The following is a 19,582-nucleotide window of genomic DNA, read 5'->3' on the forward strand; positions in this document are numbered from 1 at the left end:
AAGTCGAATAATGAACAGGATTTTTTCCACCCTCGGTTTTTCGCTATGGATGGCGCTGCTTTCACCGATGGTACAGGCAGCCAATCTGAAGGCGCTGGACGTCGCGGCACTGCCGGGCGACCGGGTCGAGCTGAAGCTGTCATTCGACGGCCCGCCCCCGCAACCCAAGGGCTACACCACCGATTCGCCGGCGCGGATCGCCCTCGATCTACCGGGTGTCGCAAGTCAGTTGGCGAGCAAGACCCGTGACCTGGGCAACGGTAATGCCCGCACGGCCACGGTGGTTGAGGCCAATAACCGGACGCGGCTGATCATCAGCCTGACGCAACTGGCGCCGTACGACACCCGGGTCGAAGGCAATACGGTGTTCGTGGTGGTCGGGCAGGGCAGCAAAGCCGCTGCCCCGCGTACGGCATCTCGTGCGCCGCGCGCAGCACCTGCGGCAGCGCCGGTCCGGACCTTTGCGCCAACCGCCAGAGCCATTCGCGGTGTGGATTTCCAGCGTGGCACGGCGGGCGAGGGCAACGTGGTCATCGACCTGTCCGATCCAGCCATCGCACCGGATATTCAGGAACACGACGGCAAGATCATCCTCAATTTCGCCCGTACCCAATTGCCCGAACCGCTGCGGGTGCGCCTCGACGTCAAGGATTTCGCCACCCCGGTGCAGTTCGTCAATGCCGGTGTCAGCGGTGATCGCGCGACGATCACCGTCGAACCCAACGGTACGTTCGACTATTCCACTTACCAGACCGACAACAAGCTGACCGTCAGCATCCGGCCGTTGACCGTCGATGACCTGCAAAAGCGCAACGCCGACCGCAACAGCTATAACGGCGAAAAGCTCTCTCTCAACTTCCAGGACATCGATGTGCGTTCGGTGCTGCAACTGATCGCCGACTTCACCAACCTCAATCTGGTGGCCAGCGATACGGTGCAGGGCGGAATCACCTTGCGCCTGCAGAACGTGCCGTGGGATCAGGCGCTGGATCTGGTGCTCAAGACCAAGGGCCTGGACAAACGCAAGGTCGGCAACGTGTTGCTGGTGGCGCCGGCGGATGAAATCGCTGCGCGTGAGCGGCAGGAACTGGAGTCGCAGAAACAGATCGCCGAACTGGCGCCGTTGCGCCGCGAGCTGCTGCAAGTGAACTACGCCAAGGCCGCGGACATCGCCAAGCTGTTCCAGTCGGTCACCAGCGCCGAGGCCAAGGTCGACGAGCGGGGTTCGATCACCGTCGATGAGCGGACCAACAACATCATTGCCTACCAGACCCAGGATCGCCTCGACGAGCTGCGGCGGATCGTGGCGCAGCTGGATATCCCGGTGCGTCAGGTGATGATCGAGGCGCGGATCGTCGAGGCCAACGTCGATTACGACAAGAGCCTGGGCGTGCGCTGGGGCGGTTCGATTCAGAACAAGGGCAACTGGAACACTTCCGGGGTCAGCAACGGTTCGTCGACCACCATCGGCACGCCGGGCAGCACCAGCACCAACTCGCCGTTCGTCGACATGGGCACGGTCAACAACACGTCCGGGATCGGCATCGCGTTCATCACCGACAACGTCCTGCTCGACCTTGAACTGACGGCGATGGAGAAGACCGGCAACGGCGAAATCGTCTCGCAGCCCAAAGTGGTCACCTCCGACAAGGAAACCGCGAAGATCCTCAAGGGCACCGAGATTCCGTATCAGGAAGCCAGCTCCAGCGGCGCTACGTCGGTGTCCTTCAAGGAGGCGTCGCTGTCGCTGGAAGTGACGCCGCAGATCACCCCGGACAACCGCATCATCATGGAGGTCAAGGTCACCAAGGACGAACCGGACTACCTGAACAAAGTGCAGGATGTACCGCCGATCAAGAAAAACGAGGTCAACGCCAAGGTGCTGGTGAACGACGGCGAGACCATCGTGATTGGGGGCGTTTTCTCAAATACTCAAAGCAAGGTTGTAGATAAGGTGCCATTTCTTGGCGATGTGCCGTATCTTGGCCGCCTTTTCCGGCGTGATGTGGTTTCGGAGAAAAAATCCGAGCTGCTGGTATTTCTCACTCCGCGTATCATGAATAACCAGGCGATTGCTGTGAGTCGTTGATTCTGTGCGAAATTTGATTCTTGTAGGACCGATGGGGGCTGGAAAAAGCACCATCGGCCGATTACTGGCCAAAGAGCTGCGCCTGCCGTTCAAGGATTCCGACAAGGAAATTGAACTGCGTACGGGCGCCAATATCCCGTGGATCTTCGACAAGGAAGGCGAGCCCGGCTTTCGTGACCGTGAGCAGGCGATGATCGCCGAGCTGTGCGCGTTCGACGGCGTAGTGCTGGCGACCGGCGGTGGCGCGGTGATGCGCGATGCCAACCGCAAGGCCCTGCACGAGGGCGGGCGGGTGGTGTATCTGCACGCCTCCGTCGAGCAGCAGGTCGGCCGCACTTCCCGCGACCGCAACCGGCCGTTGCTGCGCACCGCCAATCCGGAGAAAACCTTGCGCGATCTGCTGGCGATCCGTGATCCGCTCTATCGGGAAATCGCCGATCTGGTGGTGGAAACCGACGAGCGGCCACCGCGCATGGTCGTGCTCGATATTCTCGACCGCCTGCAGCAACTTCCGCCCCGTTAAAGCGCCGCACGAAATGCGCTATCCTCGGCGACCTGTCGAGGGTTGTGGCGGATCGCATGCAAGCGGCGTCATATCCCTCAAGACCGGGGACATCCGATAATTCAAGGCAGGACGCCTGCTTCCATCTTCACTGTGGGGACACATGCAGACACTCAAGGTCGACCTAGGCGAGCGCAGCTACCCGATTCACATTGGCGAGGGACTGCTGGACCAGCCTGAACTGCTGGCCCCGCATATCCACGGGCGGCAAGTGGCAATCATCTCCAACGAGACCGTTGCGCCGCTCTATCTCGAACGTCTGACCCGCAGCCTGGCGCAGTTCTCGGTGGTTTCCGTGGTGCTGCCCGACGGCGAAGCCTTCAAGAACTGGGAAACCCTGCAACTGATCTTCGACGGCCTGCTAACCGCTCGTCATGACCGCCGCACCACGGTGATCGCCCTCGGCGGCGGTGTGATCGGCGACATGGCCGGTTTCGCGGCCGCCTGCTACCAGCGCGGCGTCGATTTCATCCAGATCCCTACCACGCTGCTGTCCCAGGTCGATTCGTCGGTGGGCGGCAAGACCGGGATCAACCATCCACTGGGCAAGAACATGGTCGGCGCGTTCTATCAGCCGAATGTGGTGCTGATCGATACCGCGTCCCTGAAAACCCTGCCAGCGCGCGAGCTGTCGGCCGGCCTGGCGGAAGTCATCAAATACGGTCTGATCTGCGACGAGCCGTTCCTGACCTGGCTCGAAGACAACGTCGACGCCCTGCGTGCGCTGGATCAAACGGCCCTGACCTATGCCATCGAACGTTCCTGCGCCGCCAAGGCGGCGGTGGTCGGAGCCGACGAGAAGGAAACCGGCGTACGGGCCACCCTTAATCTCGGCCACACCTTTGGCCACGCTATCGAAACCCACATGGGCTATGGTGTCTGGTTGCATGGCGAGGCGGTCGCCGCTGGCACCGTGATGGCGCTGGAAATGTCCGCGCGCCTCGGCTGGATCAGCGAGCAGGAGCGCGATCGCGGCATCCGCCTGTTCCAGCGTGCCGGTCTGCCGGTGATTCCGCCGGAAGAGATGACCGAAGCCGATTTTCTTGAACACATGGCAATTGACAAAAAAGTGATCGACGGTCGCTTGCGCCTGGTGCTGCTGCGCCGGATGGGCGAAGCGGTGGTGACCGACGATTATCCGAAAGAGGTTCTACAGGCCACGCTGGGAGCGGATTACCGCGCTCTGGCTCAGCTTAAAGGTTAATAAGATTCCGATGACTAGTTTGCATGCCGACGAGGCGTTCCTCGGCCATTTCCAGTTAAGTCACGACCCTTTCGCGCCGCGGGTGCCGGGCTTCAAATTCTTCCCGGCCCAGCGCAAGCCGGTGCTGGGTCAGTTGCATCATCTGGCGCGTTACAGCCAGTTGCTGCTGGTGGTCACCGGTCCGCAGGGCAGCGGCAAGACCTTGCTGCGTCAGGCGCTGGTTGCCAGTACCAACAAGCAATCGGTGCAGAGCGTCGTCGTTTCCGCCCGTGGCGCCGGCGATGCAGCCGGTGTGCTGCGCCAGATCGCCCAAGCGCTGGACGTGGCCCAGGCCGAAGTCGGGGCGATCCTCGATCAGGTCGTGCAGCTCGCGCTGACCGGTCAGGAAGTCTATCTGCTGGTGGACGATGCCGAGCAGCTCGACGAGTCCGCGCTTGAAGCCCTGATGGCGCTGGGCGCCGGCGCGCCGGAAGGCCGCCCGCACGTGTTCCTGTTCGGTGAGTCGTCGCTGATCGCCCAGCTCGAGGCTTTGCACCTTGAGGAAGAGCGCTTCCACGTCATCGAATTACAGCCGTACACCGAAGAAGAGACCCGCGAGTATCTCGACCAGCGGCTCGAAGGCGCGGGCCGGGGTGTCGAACTTTTCACCGCGGATCAGATCTCTGATATTCACGAAAGCTCCGAGGGTTGGCCCGGCAACATCAACCAGGTCGCTCGCGATGCTCTGATCGAAGTCATGATTGCCAGCCGCTCTGCGGTCAAGCGTCCAAGTATGGGGTTCAACATGCCGAAGAAACACGTATTGGCGATTTCCGCCGTCGTTGTGGTCGCGGTCGCTGCCGCCTGGCTGATGCCGGGTCGCAACAAGGCACCGACCACCGGTGCGCCGGCCAACGAGCAGGCGCAACTGCCATTGGGCCAGGGCACGCCGCAGACCGGTGGCGCACCGTCCGTCGAATTCAACGGCAATACCCAACCGATGCCGCTGCCGCTGGTCGGCAACTCGCAGCCGGTGATGCGCGGTCCGCTGGCTGAAGCCGCGGGTGGTATCACTGAAGGCGACGACGGTGTGCCGGTTGAAGGCTCCAGCAACACGCCGCCGACCGTGACCACCACCGCGCCGCCGGCGGGCGTTCAGGCCGGCCCTGCACCGACGCCAGTTCCGGTTCCAGTCCCGGCAGCCAAACCGACTCCGGCCCCGACCCAGGTCGCTACCGCCAAGCCTGCTCCGGCCGCTCCAGCGGCCAAACCGGCTCCCGCGCCTGCCAAGCCTGTTGCCGCCGCGAAACCTGCCGAGAAGCCGGTCACCGTCGCCAAGGCCGCCGGTGGCAGCTGGTACGCCGGTCAGCCGACCAGCAACTACGTGGTGCAGATCCTCGGCACCAGCTCCGAAGCGACCGCGCAAAGCTTCGTCAAGGAACAGGGCGGCGAGTACCGTTATTTCAAGAAAGTCCTCAACGGCAAGCCTCTCTACGTGATCACCTACGGCAACTTCGCCAATCGTGATGCAGCCGTTTCTGCCATCAAGGCCTTGCCAGCGAAGGTTCAGGCTGGTAAACCTTGGCCTCGCACTGTCGCCAGCGTCCAACAGGAACTGGCAACAACTCGCTGAAGATTCGGCGGCCTTACCCAGGCCGCCTCTCCAAGCACCTCAAAATTTCTACAAGTGCGCGCCGCCCTTACGGGCCGCGTGCCTTGTGGTGTCTGCGTCACAGTAGTCTTTGAGTCGTTGCGGTCAAAATTAAAAAAGTTTTGACTAGCACAGCAGATCGCTTTAAACCTTTCACAAATGCGACATGAATTTGCGACATTTCGTCGTCAAATTTGTGAGCCTCTGTGTCGCTGTGTACAATGACCACCCTTTTGCCCCCGCTAAGCCGGCGTACGTTCGGCGCGAGATGCAAGTGGTTGAATTGAAAAGAAATTTGCCTCGAAAAGAGGCAGCCTGGTGAGAAAGTGTCTATGAAAGCAGGTCTGTACCAACCAGATGAATTCAAGGATAACTGCGGTTTCGGCCTGATAGCCCATATGCAGGGCGAACCCAGTCATACCCTTTTGCAAACGGCCATCGAGGCCCTGACCTGCATGACCCACCGCGGTGGGATTAATGCCGACGGCAAGACCGGTGACGGTTGCGGTCTGCTGATTCAAAAGCCCGACGCGTTCCTGCGTGCCATTGCCCAGGAAACCTTCAGCGTCGAGCTGCCCAAGCAATATGCCGTGGGCATGGTCTTCTTCAATCAGGATCCGGCCAAGGCCGAAGCCGCTCGCGAGAACATGAACCGCGAGATCCTGGCCGAAGGCCTGCAACTGATCGGCTGGCGCAAAGTGCCAATCGACACCAGCGTCCTCGGCCGCCTGGCCCTTGAGCGCCTGCCGCAGATCGAGCAGGTGTACATCGGCGGCGAAGGCCTGAGCGATCAGGACATGGCGGTCAAGCTGTTCAGCGCCCGTCGTCGTTCGTCGGTGGCCAACGCCGTCGATAGCGATCACTACATCTGCAGCTTTTCCCACAAGACCATCATCTATAAAGGCCTGATGATGCCGGCCGACCTGGCCGCGTTCTATCCGGACCTGAGCGACGAGCGCCTGCAAACCGCGATCTGCGTGTTCCACCAGCGCTTCTCCACCAACACCCTGCCGAAATGGCCGCTGGCCCAGCCATTCCGCTTCCTCGCCCACAACGGCGAGATCAACACCATCACCGGCAACCGCAACTGGGCCCAGGCCCGTCGCACCAAGTTCACCAACGATCTGATGGATCTGGAAGAACTCGGCCCGCTGGTCAACCGTGTCGGTTCCGACTCATCGAGCATGGACAACATGCTTGAGCTGATGGTGACCGGCGGCATCGACCTGTTCCGTGGCGTGCGGATGATCATTCCGCCAGCGTGGCAGAACGTCGAAACCATGGATCCGGATCTGCGTGCGTTCTACGAGTACAACTCGATGCACATGGAGCCGTGGGACGGCCCGGCCGGCGTGGTAATGACCGACGGTCGCTACGCGGTGTGCCTGCTCGACCGTAACGGTCTGCGCCCGGCGCGCTGGGTCACTACCACCAACGGTTTCATCACCCTCGCGTCGGAAATCGGCGTGTGGGACTACAAGCCTGAAGACGTGATTGCCAAGGGCCGTGTCGGCCCGGGCCAGATCTTCGCCGTGGACACCGAAACCGGGCAGATCCTCGACACCGACGCGATCGACAACCGTCTCAAATCCCGTCATCCGTACAAGCAATGGCTGCGCAAGAATGCCCTGCGCATCCAGGCGACCATGGAAGACAACGATCACGGTTCGGCTTTCTACGACGTCGATCAGCTCAAGCAATACATGAAGATGTATCAGGTCACGTTCGAAGAGCGCGATCAGGTACTGCGTCCGCTTGGCGAACAGGGCTACGAAGCCGTCGGCTCGATGGGCGACGACACGCCGATGGCCGTGCTGTCCCAGCGCGTGCGCACGCCGTACGACTATTTCCGTCAGCAGTTCGCGCAGGTGACCAACCCGCCGATCGACCCGCTGCGTGAAGCGATCGTGATGTCGCTGGAAATCTGCCTCGGTGCCGAGCGCAACATCTTCCAGGAGTCGCCTGAGCACGCTTCGCGCGTGATCCTCAGCTCGCCGGTCATTTCCCCGGCCAAGTGGCGCTCGCTGATGAACCTCGACCGCCCGGGTTTCGAGCGGCAGATCATCGACCTCAACTACGACGAAAGCGTCGGCCTCGAAGCGGCAATCCGCAACGTCGCCGATCAGGCTGAAGAAGCCGTGCGTGCCGGTCGTACCCAGATCGTTCTGAGCGACCGTCATATCGCTCCGGGCAAACTGCCGATCCACGCTTCGCTCGCCACTGGCGCGGTGCACCACCGCCTGACCGAAAAAGGCCTGCGCTGCGACTCCAACATCCTGGTTGAAACCGCCACTGCACGCGATCCGCACCACTTCGCCGTGCTGATCGGTTTCGGCGCCTCGGCGGTCTATCCGTTCCTGGCCTACGAAGTGCTGGGCGACCTGATCCGGACCGGTGAAGTACTGGGCGACCTCTACGAGGTGTTCAAGAACTACCGTAAAGGCATCACCAAAGGCCTGTTGAAGATCCTGTCGAAGATGGGCATCTCGACCATCGCGTCCTATCGCGGTGCTCAGTTGTTCGAAGCCATCGGCCTGTCCGAAGAAGTTTGCGAGCTGAGCTTCCGTGGCGTGCCGAGCCGCATCAAGGGTGCGCGTTTCGTCGACATCGAAGCCGAGCAGAAAGCACTGGCCACCGAAGCCTGGAGTCCGCGCAAGCCGATCCAGCAGGGCGGTCTGCTGAAGTTCGTCCACGGTGGCGAATACCACGCGTACAACCCGGACGTGGTCAACACCCTGCAAGCCGCCGTGCAGCAGGGCGACTACGCCAAATTCAAGGAATACACCTCGCTGGTGGACAACCGTCCGGTGTCGATGATCCGCGACCTGTTCAAGGTCAAGACCCTCGATACGCCGCTGGACATCAGTGAAATCGAACCGCTGGAATCGGTGCTCAAGCGCTTCGACTCCGCCGGTATCTCGCTGGGCGCCCTGTCGCCGGAAGCTCACGAAGCCCTGGCCGAAGCCATGAACCGCCTCGGTGCGCGTTCCAACTCCGGCGAAGGCGGCGAAGACCCGGCGCGTTACGGCACCATCAAGAGCTCGAAAATCAAACAGGTCGCGACCGGCCGTTTCGGGGTGACCCCGGAATACCTGGTCAACGCCGAAGTGCTGCAGATCAAGGTCGCCCAGGGCGCCAAGCCGGGCGAGGGCGGGCAACTGCCGGGCGGTAAAGTGAACGGGCTGATCGCCAAACTGCGTTACGCAGTGCCGGGCGTGACCCTGATTTCGCCACCGCCGCACCACGACATCTACTCGATCGAAGACTTGTCGCAGCTGATCTTTGACCTGAAACAGGTCAACCCGAAGGCGCTGGTCTCGGTGAAACTCGTGGCTGAAGCAGGCGTTGGCACCATCGCCGCCGGTGTGGCCAAGGCCTATGCGGACTTGATCACCATCTCCGGCTACGACGGTGGCACCGGTGCTTCGCCGCTGACCTCGATCAAATACGCTGGCGCACCTTGGGAACTCGGCCTGGCCGAAACCCACCAGACCCTGCGCGGCAACGACCTGCGCGGCAAGGTCCGGGTCCAGACCGACGGCGGCCTGAAAACCGGCCTCGACGTGATCAAGGCAGCCATCCTCGGCGCCGAAAGCTTCGGCTTCGGTACCGCGCCGATGATCGCGCTGGGCTGCAAATACCTGCGTATCTGCCACCTGAACAACTGCGCCACCGGCGTAGCGACCCAGAACGAGAAACTGCGCAAGGATCACTACATCGGCACCGTCGACATGGTGGTGAACTTCTTCACCTACGTCGCCGAAGAAACCCGTGAGTGGCTGGCCAAGCTGGGCGTGCGTTCCCTCGAAGAGCTGATCGGCCGTACCGATCTGCTGGAAATCCTCGAAGGCCAGACCGCCAAGCAGCATCACCTGGATCTGACTCCGCTGCTGGGCAGCGACCACATCCCGGCGGACAAGCCTCAGTTCTGCGGCGTCGAGCGCAACCCGCCGTTCGACCAGGGCCTGTTGGCCGAGAAAATGGTCGAGATGGCGACGTCGGCGATCAACGACCTCAGCGGCGCCGAGTTCGATCTGGATATCTGCAACTGCGACCGTTCGATCGGCGCACGGATCTCCGGCGAAATCGCGCGCAAGCACGGCAACCAGGGCATGGCGAAAGCGCCGATCACCTTCCGCTTCAAGGGCACTGCAGGTCAGAGCTTCGGCGTGTGGAACGCCGGCGGTCTGAACATGTACCTGGAAGGCGACGCCAACGACTACGTCGGCAAAGGCATGACCGGTGGCAAGCTGACCATCGTGCCGCCGAAGGGCAGCGTTTATAAGACTCAGGAAAGCGCCATCATCGGCAACACCTGCCTGTACGGCGCCACGGGCGGCAAGCTGTTCGCCGCCGGCACCGCAGGCGAGCGTTTCGCCGTGCGCAACTCCGGTGCCCACACGGTTGTGGAAGGCACTGGCGATCACTGCTGTGAGTACATGACCGGTGGTTTTGTCTGCGTTCTGGGCAAGACCGGTTACAACTTCGGCTCTGGCATGACCGGCGGTTTCGCCTACGTGCTCGACCAGGACAACACCTTCGTTGACCGGGTCAACCACGAACTGGTGGAAATCCAGCGGATCAGCGGCGAGGCGATGGAAGCCTATCGCAGCCACCTGCAGAACGTGCTGAACGAGTACGTCGCGGAAACCGACAGCGAGTGGGGTCGTGAACTCGCCGAGAACCTCGATGACTACCTGCGTCGTTTCTGGCTGGTCAAGCCGAAGGCTGCCAACCTGAAGTCGTTGCTTTCCAGCACCCGTGCCAACCCGCAGTGATATGCGCCTGAAGAGTTTGATGAGGTTTTAACAATGGCTGAACGTCTGAATAACGACTTCCAGTTCATCGATGTCGGGCGCAAGGATCCGAAGAAGAAACTGTTGCGTCAACGCAAGAAAGAGTTCGTGGAAATCTACGAACCGTTCAAACCCCAGCAGTCGGCCGATCAGGCCCACCGCTGCCTGGGTTGCGGCAACCCGTATTGCGAATGGAAGTGCCCGGTGCACAACTTCATTCCGAACTGGCTGAAGCTGGTGGCCGAGGGCAACATCCTCCAGGCCGCCGAGCTGTCGCACCAGACCAACACCCTGCCGGAAGTCTGCGGCCGGGTGTGTCCGCAGGATCGTCTGTGTGAGGGTGCCTGCACCCTTAACGACGGCTTCGGCGCGGTGACCATCGGTTCGGTCGAGAAGTACATCACCGACACCGCGTTCGCCATGGGCTGGCGCCCGGACATGTCCAAGGTCAAACCGACCGGCAAGCGTGTCGCGATCATCGGCGCAGGCCCGGCGGGCCTCGGTTGTGCCGACGTGCTGGTGCGCGGCGGCGTGACCCCGGTGGTGTTCGACAAGAACCCGGAAATCGGCGGTCTGCTGACCTTCGGCATCCCCGAGTTCAAGCTCGAGAAGACCGTGCTGAGCAATCGCCGCGAAGTCTTCACCGGCATGGGCATCGAGTTCCGCCTCAACACCGAGGTCGGCAAGGACGTGACCATGGAGCAACTGCTCGCCGAATACGATGCCGTATTCATGGGCATGGGCACCTACACCTACATGAAGGGCGGTTTCGCCGGTGAGGACCTGCCGGGCGTTTATGACGCGCTGGACTTCCTGATTGCCAACGTCAACCGCAACCTGGGCTTTGAAAAGTCGCCGGAAGATTTCGTCGACATGAAAGGCAAGAAGGTCGTGGTGTTGGGCGGCGGCGACACGGCGATGGACTGCAACCGTACGTCGATCCGCCAGGGCGCCAAGTCGGTGACCTGCGCCTATCGTCGTGACGAAGCGAACATGCCCGGCTCGCGCAAAGAGGTAAAGAACGCCAAGGAAGAAGGCGTGAAATTCCTCTACAACCGCCAGCCGATCGCCATCGTTGGCGAGGACAAGGTCGAAGGCGTGAAAGTGGTCGAGACCCGTCTCGGCGAGCCGGATGCCCGTGGCCGTCGCAGCCCCGAGCCGATCCCGGGCTCCGAAGAGATCATCCCGGCCGACGCCGTGGTCATCGCTTTCGGTTTCCGTCCAAGCCCGGCGCCGTGGTTCGAGCAGTTCGAGATCCAGACCGACAGCCAGGGCCGCGTCGTTGCGCCCGAGCAAGGTCAGTACAAGCACCAGACCAGCAACCCGAAAATCTTCGCCGGTGGCGATATGGTGCGCGGTTCCGACCTGGTGGTGACGGCGATCTTCGAAGGCCGCAATGCGGCTGAAGGGATCCTGGATTACCTGGGCGTCTAAACCCGGTTCGAAACTGCAGCGCAATACCTGTGGGAGCGAGCTTGCTCGCGAAAGCGGTCTGTCAGTCAACTTCAATGTTGGATGTACAGGCCTATTCGCGAGCAAGCTCGCTCCCACAGTTGTTTCTCGCTGTTGCTGATGCCCCGTATTTATTGCGACAAATTGACCCGATAGACAAAAGGCTGACCTGCATCCGTGCCTTTTGCGTCGCGCTCTGAGAAAATGCCCGCACTTTTTTTCCGGATGCCGACATGACTGCCCTGAAGAACGACCGTTTCCTCCGCGCCCTGCTCAAGCAACCCGTAGACGTCACCCCTGTGTGGATGATGCGCCAGGCCGGCCGCTACCTGCCGGAATACCGCGCCAGCCGCGCCCAGGCCGGTGATTTCATGAGCCTGTGCATGAATCCGGAATTCGCCTGCGAAGTCACGCTGCAACCCCTCGACCGCTATCCGCAACTGGACGCGGCGATCCTGTTCTCCGATATCCTCACCATCCCCGATGCCATGGGCCAGGGCCTGTACTTTGAGACCGGTGAAGGTCCGCGCTTCAAGAAAGTCGTCAGCACCCTGGCCGACATCGAAGCCCTGCCGATCCCGGATCCGCACAAAGACCTCGGCTACGTGATGGACGCGGTCAGCACCATCCGCCGCGAGCTGAACGGCCGTGTACCGCTGATCGGTTTCTCCGGCAGCCCGTGGACCCTCGCCACGTACATGGTCGAAGGCGGTTCGTCGAAAGACTTCCGCAAGACCAAGGCGATGCTCTACGACAACCCGCAAGCCATGCACCTGCTGCTGGACAAGCTGGCGCAGTCGGTGACTTCTTACTTGAACGGCCAGATCCAGGCCGGCGCCCAAGCGGTGCAGATCTTCGATACCTGGGGCGGCAACCTGTCGGCGGCGGCGTATCAGGAATTCTCCCTGGCCTACATGAAGAAAATCGTCAGCGGCCTGATCCGCGAGCACGACGGTCGCAAAGTGCCGGTGATCCTGTTCACCAAGAACGGCGGCCTGTGGCTGGAAAGCATCGCCGACGCCGGCGCTGACGCACTGGGTCTGGACTGGACCTGCGACATCGGCAACGCCCGCGCCCGCGTCGGCGACAAGGTCGCGCTGCAAGGCAACATGGACCCGACCGTGCTCTACGCCAAGCCGGAAGCGATCCGCACCGAAGTCGGGCGCATCCTCGCCAGCTACGGCAAGGGCAGCGGCCACGTGTTCAACCTTGGCCACGGCATCACCCCGGAAGTCGACCCGGAACACGCCGGCGCGTTCCTGCGCGCGGTGCACGAGTTGTCGGCGCAGTATCACGAGTAATCGGCGCTCAGCTCTAATGCTAGAAAACAAAAACGCCCGGCTTGTGCCGGGCGTTTTTATTTGCGATGGGTTTAGCGTCCGAGGAGTTGCTCGGCGTAGCGGGCGATGATGTGGTCGAAGGGTTTTTGATCAGATACGGCGGTTGCTCTGATGGCCGTCACAAGTCGGTCGAGGTCCTCATTGCTGGCATGCATGACGAACTCCTCATCGAACAACCTGCGAATTGTGTCTTCACGTCGATTCTTGAGATAGGCGATATCCAGCGCTAATACCTCAATCATCTTGGCGGCAGGAACGTCATCAGAATCTTTCGGCTGTATCTCGCCAGTGCGCAGGTAGCGGAAACGCAGTTCACAATTCTCGTCGGTGGGAGAGATGTGTTGGTTTTCGTCGAACCAGTTGGCCTTGTTATGGCCGCAGTGCAACGGGTTGCCGGGCTTCGTCTCGCGCAGGCAGGAGGCGTGGAGATTATCGAACTCCAGTGCCAGATCTTCGAACTGTTCTTGAGGCCTGAAGTGCTCAATATGGCTGGTAGAGGTGTCGATTTCCCGACCGCAATAACAGCAGAGGAAGCCTTGTTCCTGAAGCAATGCATTATGCAGGTCTCGCTTTTGCGGGTTTTGCAACGTCGGGTAAGTAGGGCTCCACTCCTCGTTCGCCGAGTTTTTCCAATCTGTAAATGAAGCTGGTTCAGTTCCTTTGAGCACTCGCTTCATTTGCCGAGAATCTCCTTACGCCTGATCAAAGCTTCAGCACCGGCGAACTCAGGTAGATCAGGGGCTATTTGCTTTAACGCCTCAAGCTGTTTCTTCGCTGTCTCAAGGTCATTATCCTCAAGCGTAGAAAATAGTTCCGTCAGAAGGGCTTCAACTTCTGGTTCGCGTTTAGCGGCCTCCATCACCTCTTCAAGCACGCTGCTTGAGTCCAGTCCATAAGTGACCCGAGGATTGGAAGCGTCGCGGTTATTCAGCACTATGACTTCTTCGGAATGCAGGCTGCCAATGATTTGTGGGGAGTGGCTGGCGGCAATAAACTGAACATTCGGAAATGCAGTTTTCAGAGCGGATACGATGCTCCGTTGCCATGAGGGATGGAGATGTATGTCCAGCTCATCAATTATGATCAGGCCAGAGGTTTTCGAAAGTACATCTTTTCCCATGTGTGGGTTCAACAGACACATTCGACGTGCAATGTCAGCAATCAAAGCAACCATGCCGCGTTGACCGTCACTCAGATCATTGAACGGTAGTGACCTTTCGGAAGCTATATCGACCATCAGGGTGCGTAGCTTCAGGTCATACCGAAAGCCCCTGGCTTCTGGCAGAGCGATACAAATAGCTGAGTTAACCCATGCCAGTTCGTCATCGAAGTTATCTTTTGGGGCCTCGTTGTTTGCGAGCCGCTCAAGACGCTCCAGGGTCTTTCCAATGAACCAGCTTTCAAAGTCTCGCAGGTCGATCGCAGCATCAAACCAGCTCGCATAGCCGTCGAGTCTTGAAGGTTTTTGAGTGGCCGCAAACTCAGTGGATACCTGAGTTGCAATCCATCTTCGGTTTGCTCTGTAAAAGGCTGCGACAGGCAGATCAATACTTTCTCCGGAATCTAAAGCTTTCATTGCTGAAGCCACGGCTGAAAATATTATATGGTCCTGATCATTGACCCCTTCTTTTCGATCCTTTGTTGATCCCCATTGAGTGACTCCGAAGACAGTACCTGTCGCTTCAATTTTCAGTGGGTAGCGTCGTTCGAATCTGACACGACCTTCAAATTTATCAACTACAAACCGGACTTGTTCATCTGATTGAAGTGATGGGTAGAAATTTCTGCCCGTCGAGTTTATGAATGCAGCAATAGCCGTGCTCGCCGCTTGCAGCAACGAAGTCTTACCACTCCCATTAACCCCCACCACCAGATTGAACCTTGGCTGAAAGTCGAAAGTGGCATCTTCGTAGCAACGAAAATTTTTAATGTGGAGACGGTCCAGGCGCATTCTGGCTTCCCTTTACCAAAGCAGGCGAATGCCGTCAGTGTACCTTGGCCCGTGATTACCGCTAGGGCGCAGTTGTGGCTAAACCTTTTCGCCACCACCCAACGGCGGCAACTTCGCCAGCTTCAACGCCACCAACAGCGCCACCAGCAACAGCGCGCCAATGAACAGACCAATCCCGTTCCATCCTGCCATGTGCCAGAACACCCCGCCCGCCGTCCCGGCGATGCTCGACCCGGCGTAATAACTGAACAGGTACAACGACGACGCCTGGCCTTTGGCCTTGAGCGCCCGACGGCCGATCCAGCTGCTGGCCACCGAGTGGGCGCCGAAGAAGCCGAAGGTGAAGATCAGCATGCCGATGATCACCAGCGGCAGCGGTGTGAACATCGTCAGGGCGAGGCCGGCGAACATCAGGGCGATCGTCGCCCACAGCACTTTGCGGCGGCCCAGTTTGTCGGCCAGCGAACCGATTTTCGCCGAGCTGTAGATGCCCGACAGGTACACCACCGACAACAGCCCCACGAACACTTGATCCATGTGGTACGGCTCGGCCAGCAGGCGGTAGCCGATGTAGTTGAACAACGTGACGAACGCGCCCATCAGCACGAACGCCTCAAGGAACAGCAGCGGCAGGCCGGCATCGCGAAAGTGCATGGTGAAGCCGTCGAGCAGGCTGCGCGGATGCAGCGAGCGGGAGCGGAAGTTGCGCGACTCCGGCAGGATCTTCCAGAACACCGCCGCCGCAATCAGCGCCAGCCCACCGATCACCATCATCGCCGTGTGCCAGCTGACGAAGTCGATCAGCACACCGGTGATCAACCGCCCGCTCATGCCGCCAATCGCGTTGCCGCCTATGTACAAACCCATCGCCAGACCGATGTGCTGCGGATGGATTTCCTCGCTCAGGTACGTCATTGCCACCGCCGCCAGGCCGCTCAACGACAACCCGATCAGCGCGCGCATGATCAATACGCCGTGCCAGCTCGGCATCATCGAACTGGCGATGGTGCACAGCGCCGCGGCAAACAGCGCGGCAACCATCACCGGCTTGCGCCCGACCCGATCGGAAATCGGGCCGGTGATCAGCAGACCGAACGCCAGCATGCCGGTGGCCACCGACAGGATCAGACTGCTCTGCGCCGCGTTGATCGAATATTCGTGGGACAGCAGCGGCATCATCGGCTGCACGCAGTACAGCAGGGCGAAGGTGGCGAAGCCGCCGCTGAACAGCGCGAGTACCGTGCGCATGAACGCGGGCGTGCCTTTCTCGATGTAGATCTCTTGCAGTTCGGTCAGTACATCGTCCGCCGCGGCGGGCGGGACTTCATGGGCCAGTGGAGCTACGGCGGTTTTCACATCAGACCTCGGAGGGCGCGGGCAGGCAGGCAATGAAAAAATCATATAGCTGGCTAATGTTTCTATCCAATATATTGTTCGACCTGTTTGATAGCTTTCACGACCTAATGGGGTGCCCATGGAATTACGTCATCTGCGCTACTTCATCGCCGTCGCCGAAGAACTGCACTTCGGCCGCGCCGCGCAGGTGCTGGGTATCTCCCAGCCACCGCTGAGCCAGCAGATCCAGACGCTGGAACAGGAAGTCGGCGCGCGACTGTTCGAGCGTACCAATCGTCGGGTCGAGCTCAGCGAGGCCGGGCGACTGTTTCTGGAGGAAGCGCGGCTGGTGCTCGCGCAGGTCGATAAAGCGGCCGACGTGGCCCGCCGCGCGCAACTCGGCGAGCTGGGGGAGTTGAAGATCGGTTTCACCTCGTCGGCGCCGTTCAACTCGACCATTCCCCAGGCGATATTTTCCTTCCGTCAGCGTTTCCCGGCCGTGCACCTGAACCTGCGCGAGATGAGCAGCACCATGGTGGCCGACGCGTTGGTGGACGAATCGATCGAAGTCGGCATCATGCGCCCGCTGGGCCTGCCGGATTCGCTGAGCGTAGTCGAACTGATGCGCGAGCCATTGGTCGCGGTGCTCAGCTCCAAACATCCGCTGGCACAGGGCTCTGAAGAGGGGCTGTTCCTCTCGGCGCTGGCTCTGGAGCCGTTCGTGTTCTTCCCGCGCAGCTACGGCAGTGGTCTGTATTCGCAACTGATCAGCCTGGCCCGTGACGCCGGGTTCAGTCCGCACTTCGCCCAGGAGGCCGGCGAAGCCATGACCATCATCGGTCTGGTGGCAGCGGGTCTGGGCGTGTCGGTGATGCCGGCGTCGTATCAGCGGATGCGCATCGACGGCGTGGTCTACCGGCCGCTGCTCGATCCCGAGGCCGTGACGGCGGTGTGGCTGGTGCAGCGCAAGGACCAGAAATCGCCGATGGCCAAGGCGTTTGTCGAACTGCTTACGCGCAAGATGAACGTTTAAGGCGTTGGTGTTTTCTCCGAAGCGGCCGATACGCTCTGGTTGGATCATCAAATTATGGAGAAACGGGATGTTCAAGCAGTTCAGCTTCGCCGCTTTGTTGGTAGTTGCCGCGCTCAGCACAGGTTGCGCTTCGGTAAAAATGGCCGACGATACTCAAGACGCTCAGGCTAAAACCTTCCAGGTCAGCCCGGACAAGGCTCACATCTACGTTTACCGCAACGAGAGCATGGGTGCCGGCGTGAAGATGCCTGTCGCGCTCAATGGCAGGCCGGTAGGTGCAACCGTCGCCAAATCGTATCTGATGCTGTCGGTACCGGCAGGTCAGCAGACGCTGGTGTCCTCGGCAGAAAACGATTCGGAGCTGAAACTCTCGGCCGAAGCGGGCAAGAACTATTTCGTCTGGCAGGAAGTGAAGGTCGGTTTCATTAAGGCGCGCAATGCCCTGCAAGTGGTCGATGAAACGACCGGTCGCGCCGGCGTCAATGAAAGCAAACTGATCCAGGCTCAGTAAGCATTTCGCACGCCTTCACGCCCGTCGTGGAGGCGTTGCCCATCAGGGCAGCCGCACCAGATCTCCCTTCAACGCCACCCGCGTCACAAACACCCCGGCCCGACATTCATAAGTGTTCAGATCCTTGCGCACATGCTGGTCGTAGTAGCTGACGATATTGGTCACCGCATTCGCCCCGACACGCTTGGCCTCGGCCTGCAGCGCAATCAGATTCGACTGCAACACCCACTCGCAGGAGTCGTGATCGCTCTTGTTGAAGCCGTTGGTCTTCAAGTCGCTGACCACACCGCGCTGCAACATCCGTTGAGTGCCCTGAGGCCCGTTGCCGACCAGATAAAACTTCACACTGCCATCCAGCCGCCCGGCGCGCATTGCATCCGACACGACTGTTTCGAACGGCATGTACATCAGATTGGTGGCATGGCTGGCGCTGGGGAGCAGGCTGAAAAGGGCGGCGGCGATGAGGTCTTTCGCTTGCATGGTCATCTCCTTGACGTAACGCGCAGCAAATCATGGGTATGACGAGTGTAGACGCCGTATATCGGACAGAGAGAAGTCCATGTAGAGTGCGTGTAGCTTAGCGGCTACACTTGCGGCCATGACTGAGATACTTCGAAGCTCCACATTCTCGAGCTGGCTTGTGAAGCTGGTTGATAGTCGCGCCAGGATGCGTATTCAGGTGCGAATTGATCGCATGGCTGATGGGAATTTCGGTGATGTCAAAGCCATTGGCGAAGGGATCAGCGAAGCCCGAATTGACTATGGCCCGGGATATCGGGTCTATTTCATGCAGCAAGGTCGTCAGCTGGTCATCCTCCTTTGTGGTGGAGACAAGAGCAGTCAATCTCGAGACATCAAGCAAGCCAGGCTCATCGCGGAATCCTGGCAGGAGCAAAACCCATGACCGAACAATTCACTCGTTGGGACTCAGCCGAGTACCTCAAGACAGAAGAGGACATGGCCAACTATCTGGACGCCTGCATGGAAGAGGCGGGTGACGACCCGGCTTTTATTGCCAAGGCACTTGGCACGATTGCTCGGGCGCGTGGCATGACCCAGGTCGCGCGGGATGCGGGGCTATCAAGGGAAAGTCTTTATCGCGCACTGTCAGGCGAGGTAAATCCTGAATTTGGAACGATCCTCAAAGTCATGAAAGCGCTGGGGCTGAAGTTGCATGCCAGCACATGATCTGAATAGAAAAGGGCGCCGAAAGGCGCCCTTTGTCGTTTCCGGCCGTTACTGAACCGTCGCCAGATCGCCCTTCAACGCTACGCCGGCCATGATCGCGCCCGCGTGGCATTCGTAGGTTTTCGCATCCTTGCGCTCGTTGCTCTTGTAGAAGCTGACGATGTTGGTCACGGCATTGGCGCCGGCATTTTTCGCGGCCTGGTGCAGGCTGATGATCGCCGATTGCACGACCCACTCGCAGGCTTCCTGGTCGGTTTTGTTGAAGGCGTTGGTCTTCTTGTTGGTCACGGCGCCGGGGCTGACGACGGTGACTTTGCCGGCCGGGGCGTTGCCCGCCAGATAGAACTTCACGCTGCCGTCGATCTTGCCGGTGCGGGTCGCTTCGGCGACGGCCTTGTCAAACGGCAGGTACACCGCCGTGTCACGGGCCTGGCTTACGGCCGGCAGGGCGCAGATGAGCAGGGTGGCAGCGAGTTTCTTGAAGTGCATGA

General features: G+C 60.2%; 16 protein-coding genes. 11 read left to right on the forward strand and 5 right to left on the reverse strand.

What is annotated here, in order from left to right:
- The first annotated feature begins 10 nt into the window (after window positions 1-10).
- The 7 genes from AC0R79_RS03135 to hemE all read left to right on the forward strand — a co-directional run bounded on the left by AC0R79_RS03135 (window position 11) and on the right by hemE (window position 13,034).
- The gene (locus tag AC0R79_RS03135; RefSeq protein WP_474733154.1) at window positions 11-2,089 is read left to right on the forward strand and encodes a type IV pilus secretin PilQ; all 2,079 of its coding nucleotides are present in this window, start codon (window positions 11-13) and stop codon (window positions 2,087-2,089) included.
- 4 nt (window positions 2,090-2,093) lie between these two features.
- The gene (gene aroK / locus AC0R79_RS03140) at window positions 2,094-2,612 is read left to right on the forward strand and encodes a shikimate kinase AroK (protein ID WP_045121685.1); all 519 of its coding nucleotides are present in this window, start codon (window positions 2,094-2,096) and stop codon (window positions 2,610-2,612) included.
- A gap of 142 nt (window positions 2,613-2,754) precedes the next feature.
- Window positions 2,755-3,855 carry a 3-dehydroquinate synthase gene (gene aroB, locus AC0R79_RS03145; RefSeq protein ID WP_011332082.1) on the forward strand — a complete coding sequence of 367 codons (1,101 nt, stop codon included), beginning with the start codon at window positions 2,755-2,757 and terminating at the stop codon, window positions 3,853-3,855.
- A gap of 10 nt (window positions 3,856-3,865) precedes the next feature.
- Window positions 3,866-5,467 (forward strand): AAA family ATPase, encoded by a 1,602-nt coding sequence (locus AC0R79_RS03150; protein WP_085608417.1) that lies wholly within the window; start codon window positions 3,866-3,868, stop codon window positions 5,465-5,467.
- Between the two features lie 350 nt (window positions 5,468-5,817).
- Window positions 5,818-10,263: a glutamate synthase large subunit gene (gltB, locus tag AC0R79_RS03155; RefSeq protein WP_127796677.1), complete on the forward strand. Its 4,446-nt coding sequence runs from the start codon at window positions 5,818-5,820 to the stop codon at window positions 10,261-10,263.
- Window positions 10,264-10,296: 33 nt separating this feature from the next.
- Window positions 10,297-11,715 (forward strand): FAD-dependent oxidoreductase, encoded by a 1,419-nt coding sequence (locus AC0R79_RS03160; protein WP_007909438.1) that lies wholly within the window; start codon window positions 10,297-10,299, stop codon window positions 11,713-11,715.
- Window positions 11,716-11,966: 251 nt separating this feature from the next.
- Window positions 11,967-13,034, forward strand: coding sequence for a uroporphyrinogen decarboxylase (hemE, locus tag AC0R79_RS03165; RefSeq protein WP_007952372.1), 1,068 nt, complete (start codon window positions 11,967-11,969; stop codon window positions 13,032-13,034).
- Window positions 13,035-13,105: 71 nt separating this feature from the next.
- Here the strand turns inward: hemE and AC0R79_RS03170 are convergent, their stop codons facing one another.
- From AC0R79_RS03170 to AC0R79_RS03180, 3 genes are all read right to left on the reverse strand, one after another.
- On the reverse strand, window positions 13,106-13,750 hold the full coding sequence (locus tag AC0R79_RS03170) for a retron system putative HNH endonuclease (RefSeq protein WP_474733157.1): 645 nt from the start codon (window positions 13,748-13,750) through the stop codon (window positions 13,106-13,108).
- Window positions 13,747-15,024, reverse strand: a complete 1,278-nt coding sequence (locus AC0R79_RS03175) for an AAA family ATPase (RefSeq protein ID WP_474733159.1) — start codon at window positions 15,022-15,024, stop codon at window positions 13,747-13,749. Before AC0R79_RS03175 ends, AC0R79_RS03170 begins: the two co-directional genes overlap by 4 nt.
- Before the next feature lie 78 nt (window positions 15,025-15,102).
- A complete protein-coding gene (locus AC0R79_RS03180) occupies window positions 15,103-16,380 on the reverse strand; it encodes an MFS transporter (protein ID WP_085611129.1) in 1,278 nt (425 codons plus the stop codon).
- A gap of 118 nt (window positions 16,381-16,498) precedes the next feature.
- Here AC0R79_RS03180 and AC0R79_RS03185 point away from each other — a divergent pair, with 118 nt between their 5' ends.
- Together AC0R79_RS03185 and AC0R79_RS03190 are read left to right on the forward strand one after the other, a co-directional pair.
- Window positions 16,499-17,392, forward strand: coding sequence for a LysR family transcriptional regulator (locus AC0R79_RS03185; protein WP_474733162.1), 894 nt, complete (start codon window positions 16,499-16,501; stop codon window positions 17,390-17,392).
- A gap of 67 nt (window positions 17,393-17,459) precedes the next feature.
- Window positions 17,460-17,903 carry a DUF2846 domain-containing protein gene (locus AC0R79_RS03190; RefSeq protein WP_221533658.1) on the forward strand — a complete coding sequence of 148 codons (444 nt, stop codon included), beginning with the start codon at window positions 17,460-17,462 and terminating at the stop codon, window positions 17,901-17,903.
- A 42-nt stretch (window positions 17,904-17,945) separates the two neighbouring features.
- Here AC0R79_RS03190 and AC0R79_RS03195 read toward each other — a convergent pair whose 3' ends face one another.
- A complete protein-coding gene (locus tag AC0R79_RS03195; RefSeq protein WP_221533659.1) occupies window positions 17,946-18,383 on the reverse strand; it encodes an excinuclease in 438 nt (145 codons plus the stop codon).
- Between the two features lie 118 nt (window positions 18,384-18,501).
- Between AC0R79_RS03195 and AC0R79_RS03200 the strand changes: the two genes are divergently transcribed.
- Together AC0R79_RS03200 and AC0R79_RS03205 are read left to right on the forward strand one after the other, a co-directional pair.
- A complete protein-coding gene (locus AC0R79_RS03200; RefSeq protein ID WP_221533660.1) occupies window positions 18,502-18,807 on the forward strand; it encodes a type II toxin-antitoxin system RelE/ParE family toxin in 306 nt (101 codons plus the stop codon).
- Window positions 18,804-19,091 carry an addiction module antidote protein gene (locus AC0R79_RS03205; RefSeq protein WP_011332089.1) on the forward strand — a complete coding sequence of 96 codons (288 nt, stop codon included), beginning with the start codon at window positions 18,804-18,806 and terminating at the stop codon, window positions 19,089-19,091. The genes AC0R79_RS03200 and AC0R79_RS03205 overlap by 4 nt, the downstream gene beginning before the upstream one ends.
- A 48-nt stretch (window positions 19,092-19,139) precedes the next feature.
- Here AC0R79_RS03205 and AC0R79_RS03210 read toward each other — a convergent pair whose 3' ends face one another.
- Window positions 19,140-19,580, reverse strand: a complete 441-nt coding sequence (locus tag AC0R79_RS03210) for an excinuclease (RefSeq protein WP_085648021.1) — start codon at window positions 19,578-19,580, stop codon at window positions 19,140-19,142.
- Window positions 19,581-19,582 lie beyond the last annotated feature (2 nt).

This window comes from Pseudomonas sp. HD57-3 (assembly GCF_056113135.1).

Bases quoted from the DNA above. Each gene is read 5' to 3' on its own strand.
- AC0R79_RS03135 (WP_474733154.1), top strand. From the start codon at position 11: ATGAACAGGATTTTTTCCACCCTCGGTTTTTCGCTATGGATGGCGCTG.
- aroB (WP_011332082.1), top strand. From the start codon at position 2,755: ATGCAGACACTCAAGGTCGACCTAGGCGAGCGCAGCTACCCGATTCAC.
- AC0R79_RS03150 (WP_085608417.1), top strand. From the start codon at position 3,866: ATGACTAGTTTGCATGCCGACGAGGCGTTCCTCGGCCATTTCCAGTTA.
- gltB (WP_127796677.1), top strand. From the start codon at position 5,818: ATGAAAGCAGGTCTGTACCAACCAGATGAATTCAAGGATAACTGCGGT.
- AC0R79_RS03160 (WP_007909438.1), top strand. From the start codon at position 10,297: ATGGCTGAACGTCTGAATAACGACTTCCAGTTCATCGATGTCGGGCGC.
- hemE (WP_007952372.1), top strand. From the start codon at position 11,967: ATGACTGCCCTGAAGAACGACCGTTTCCTCCGCGCCCTGCTCAAGCAA.
- AC0R79_RS03170 (WP_474733157.1), bottom strand. From the start codon at position 13,750: ATGAAGCGAGTGCTCAAAGGAACTGAACCAGCTTCATTTACAGATTGG.
- AC0R79_RS03175 (WP_474733159.1), bottom strand. From the start codon at position 15,024: ATGCGCCTGGACCGTCTCCACATTAAAAATTTTCGTTGCTACGAAGAT.
- AC0R79_RS03185 (WP_474733162.1), top strand. From the start codon at position 16,499: ATGGAATTACGTCATCTGCGCTACTTCATCGCCGTCGCCGAAGAACTG.
- AC0R79_RS03190 (WP_221533658.1), top strand. From the start codon at position 17,460: ATGTTCAAGCAGTTCAGCTTCGCCGCTTTGTTGGTAGTTGCCGCGCTC.
- AC0R79_RS03195 (WP_221533659.1), bottom strand. From the start codon at position 18,383: ATGCAAGCGAAAGACCTCATCGCCGCCGCCCTTTTCAGCCTGCTCCCC.
- AC0R79_RS03200 (WP_221533660.1), top strand. From the start codon at position 18,502: ATGACTGAGATACTTCGAAGCTCCACATTCTCGAGCTGGCTTGTGAAG.
- AC0R79_RS03205 (WP_011332089.1), top strand. From the start codon at position 18,804: ATGACCGAACAATTCACTCGTTGGGACTCAGCCGAGTACCTCAAGACA.
- AC0R79_RS03210 (WP_085648021.1), bottom strand. From the start codon at position 19,580: ATGCACTTCAAGAAACTCGCTGCCACCCTGCTCATCTGCGCCCTGCCG.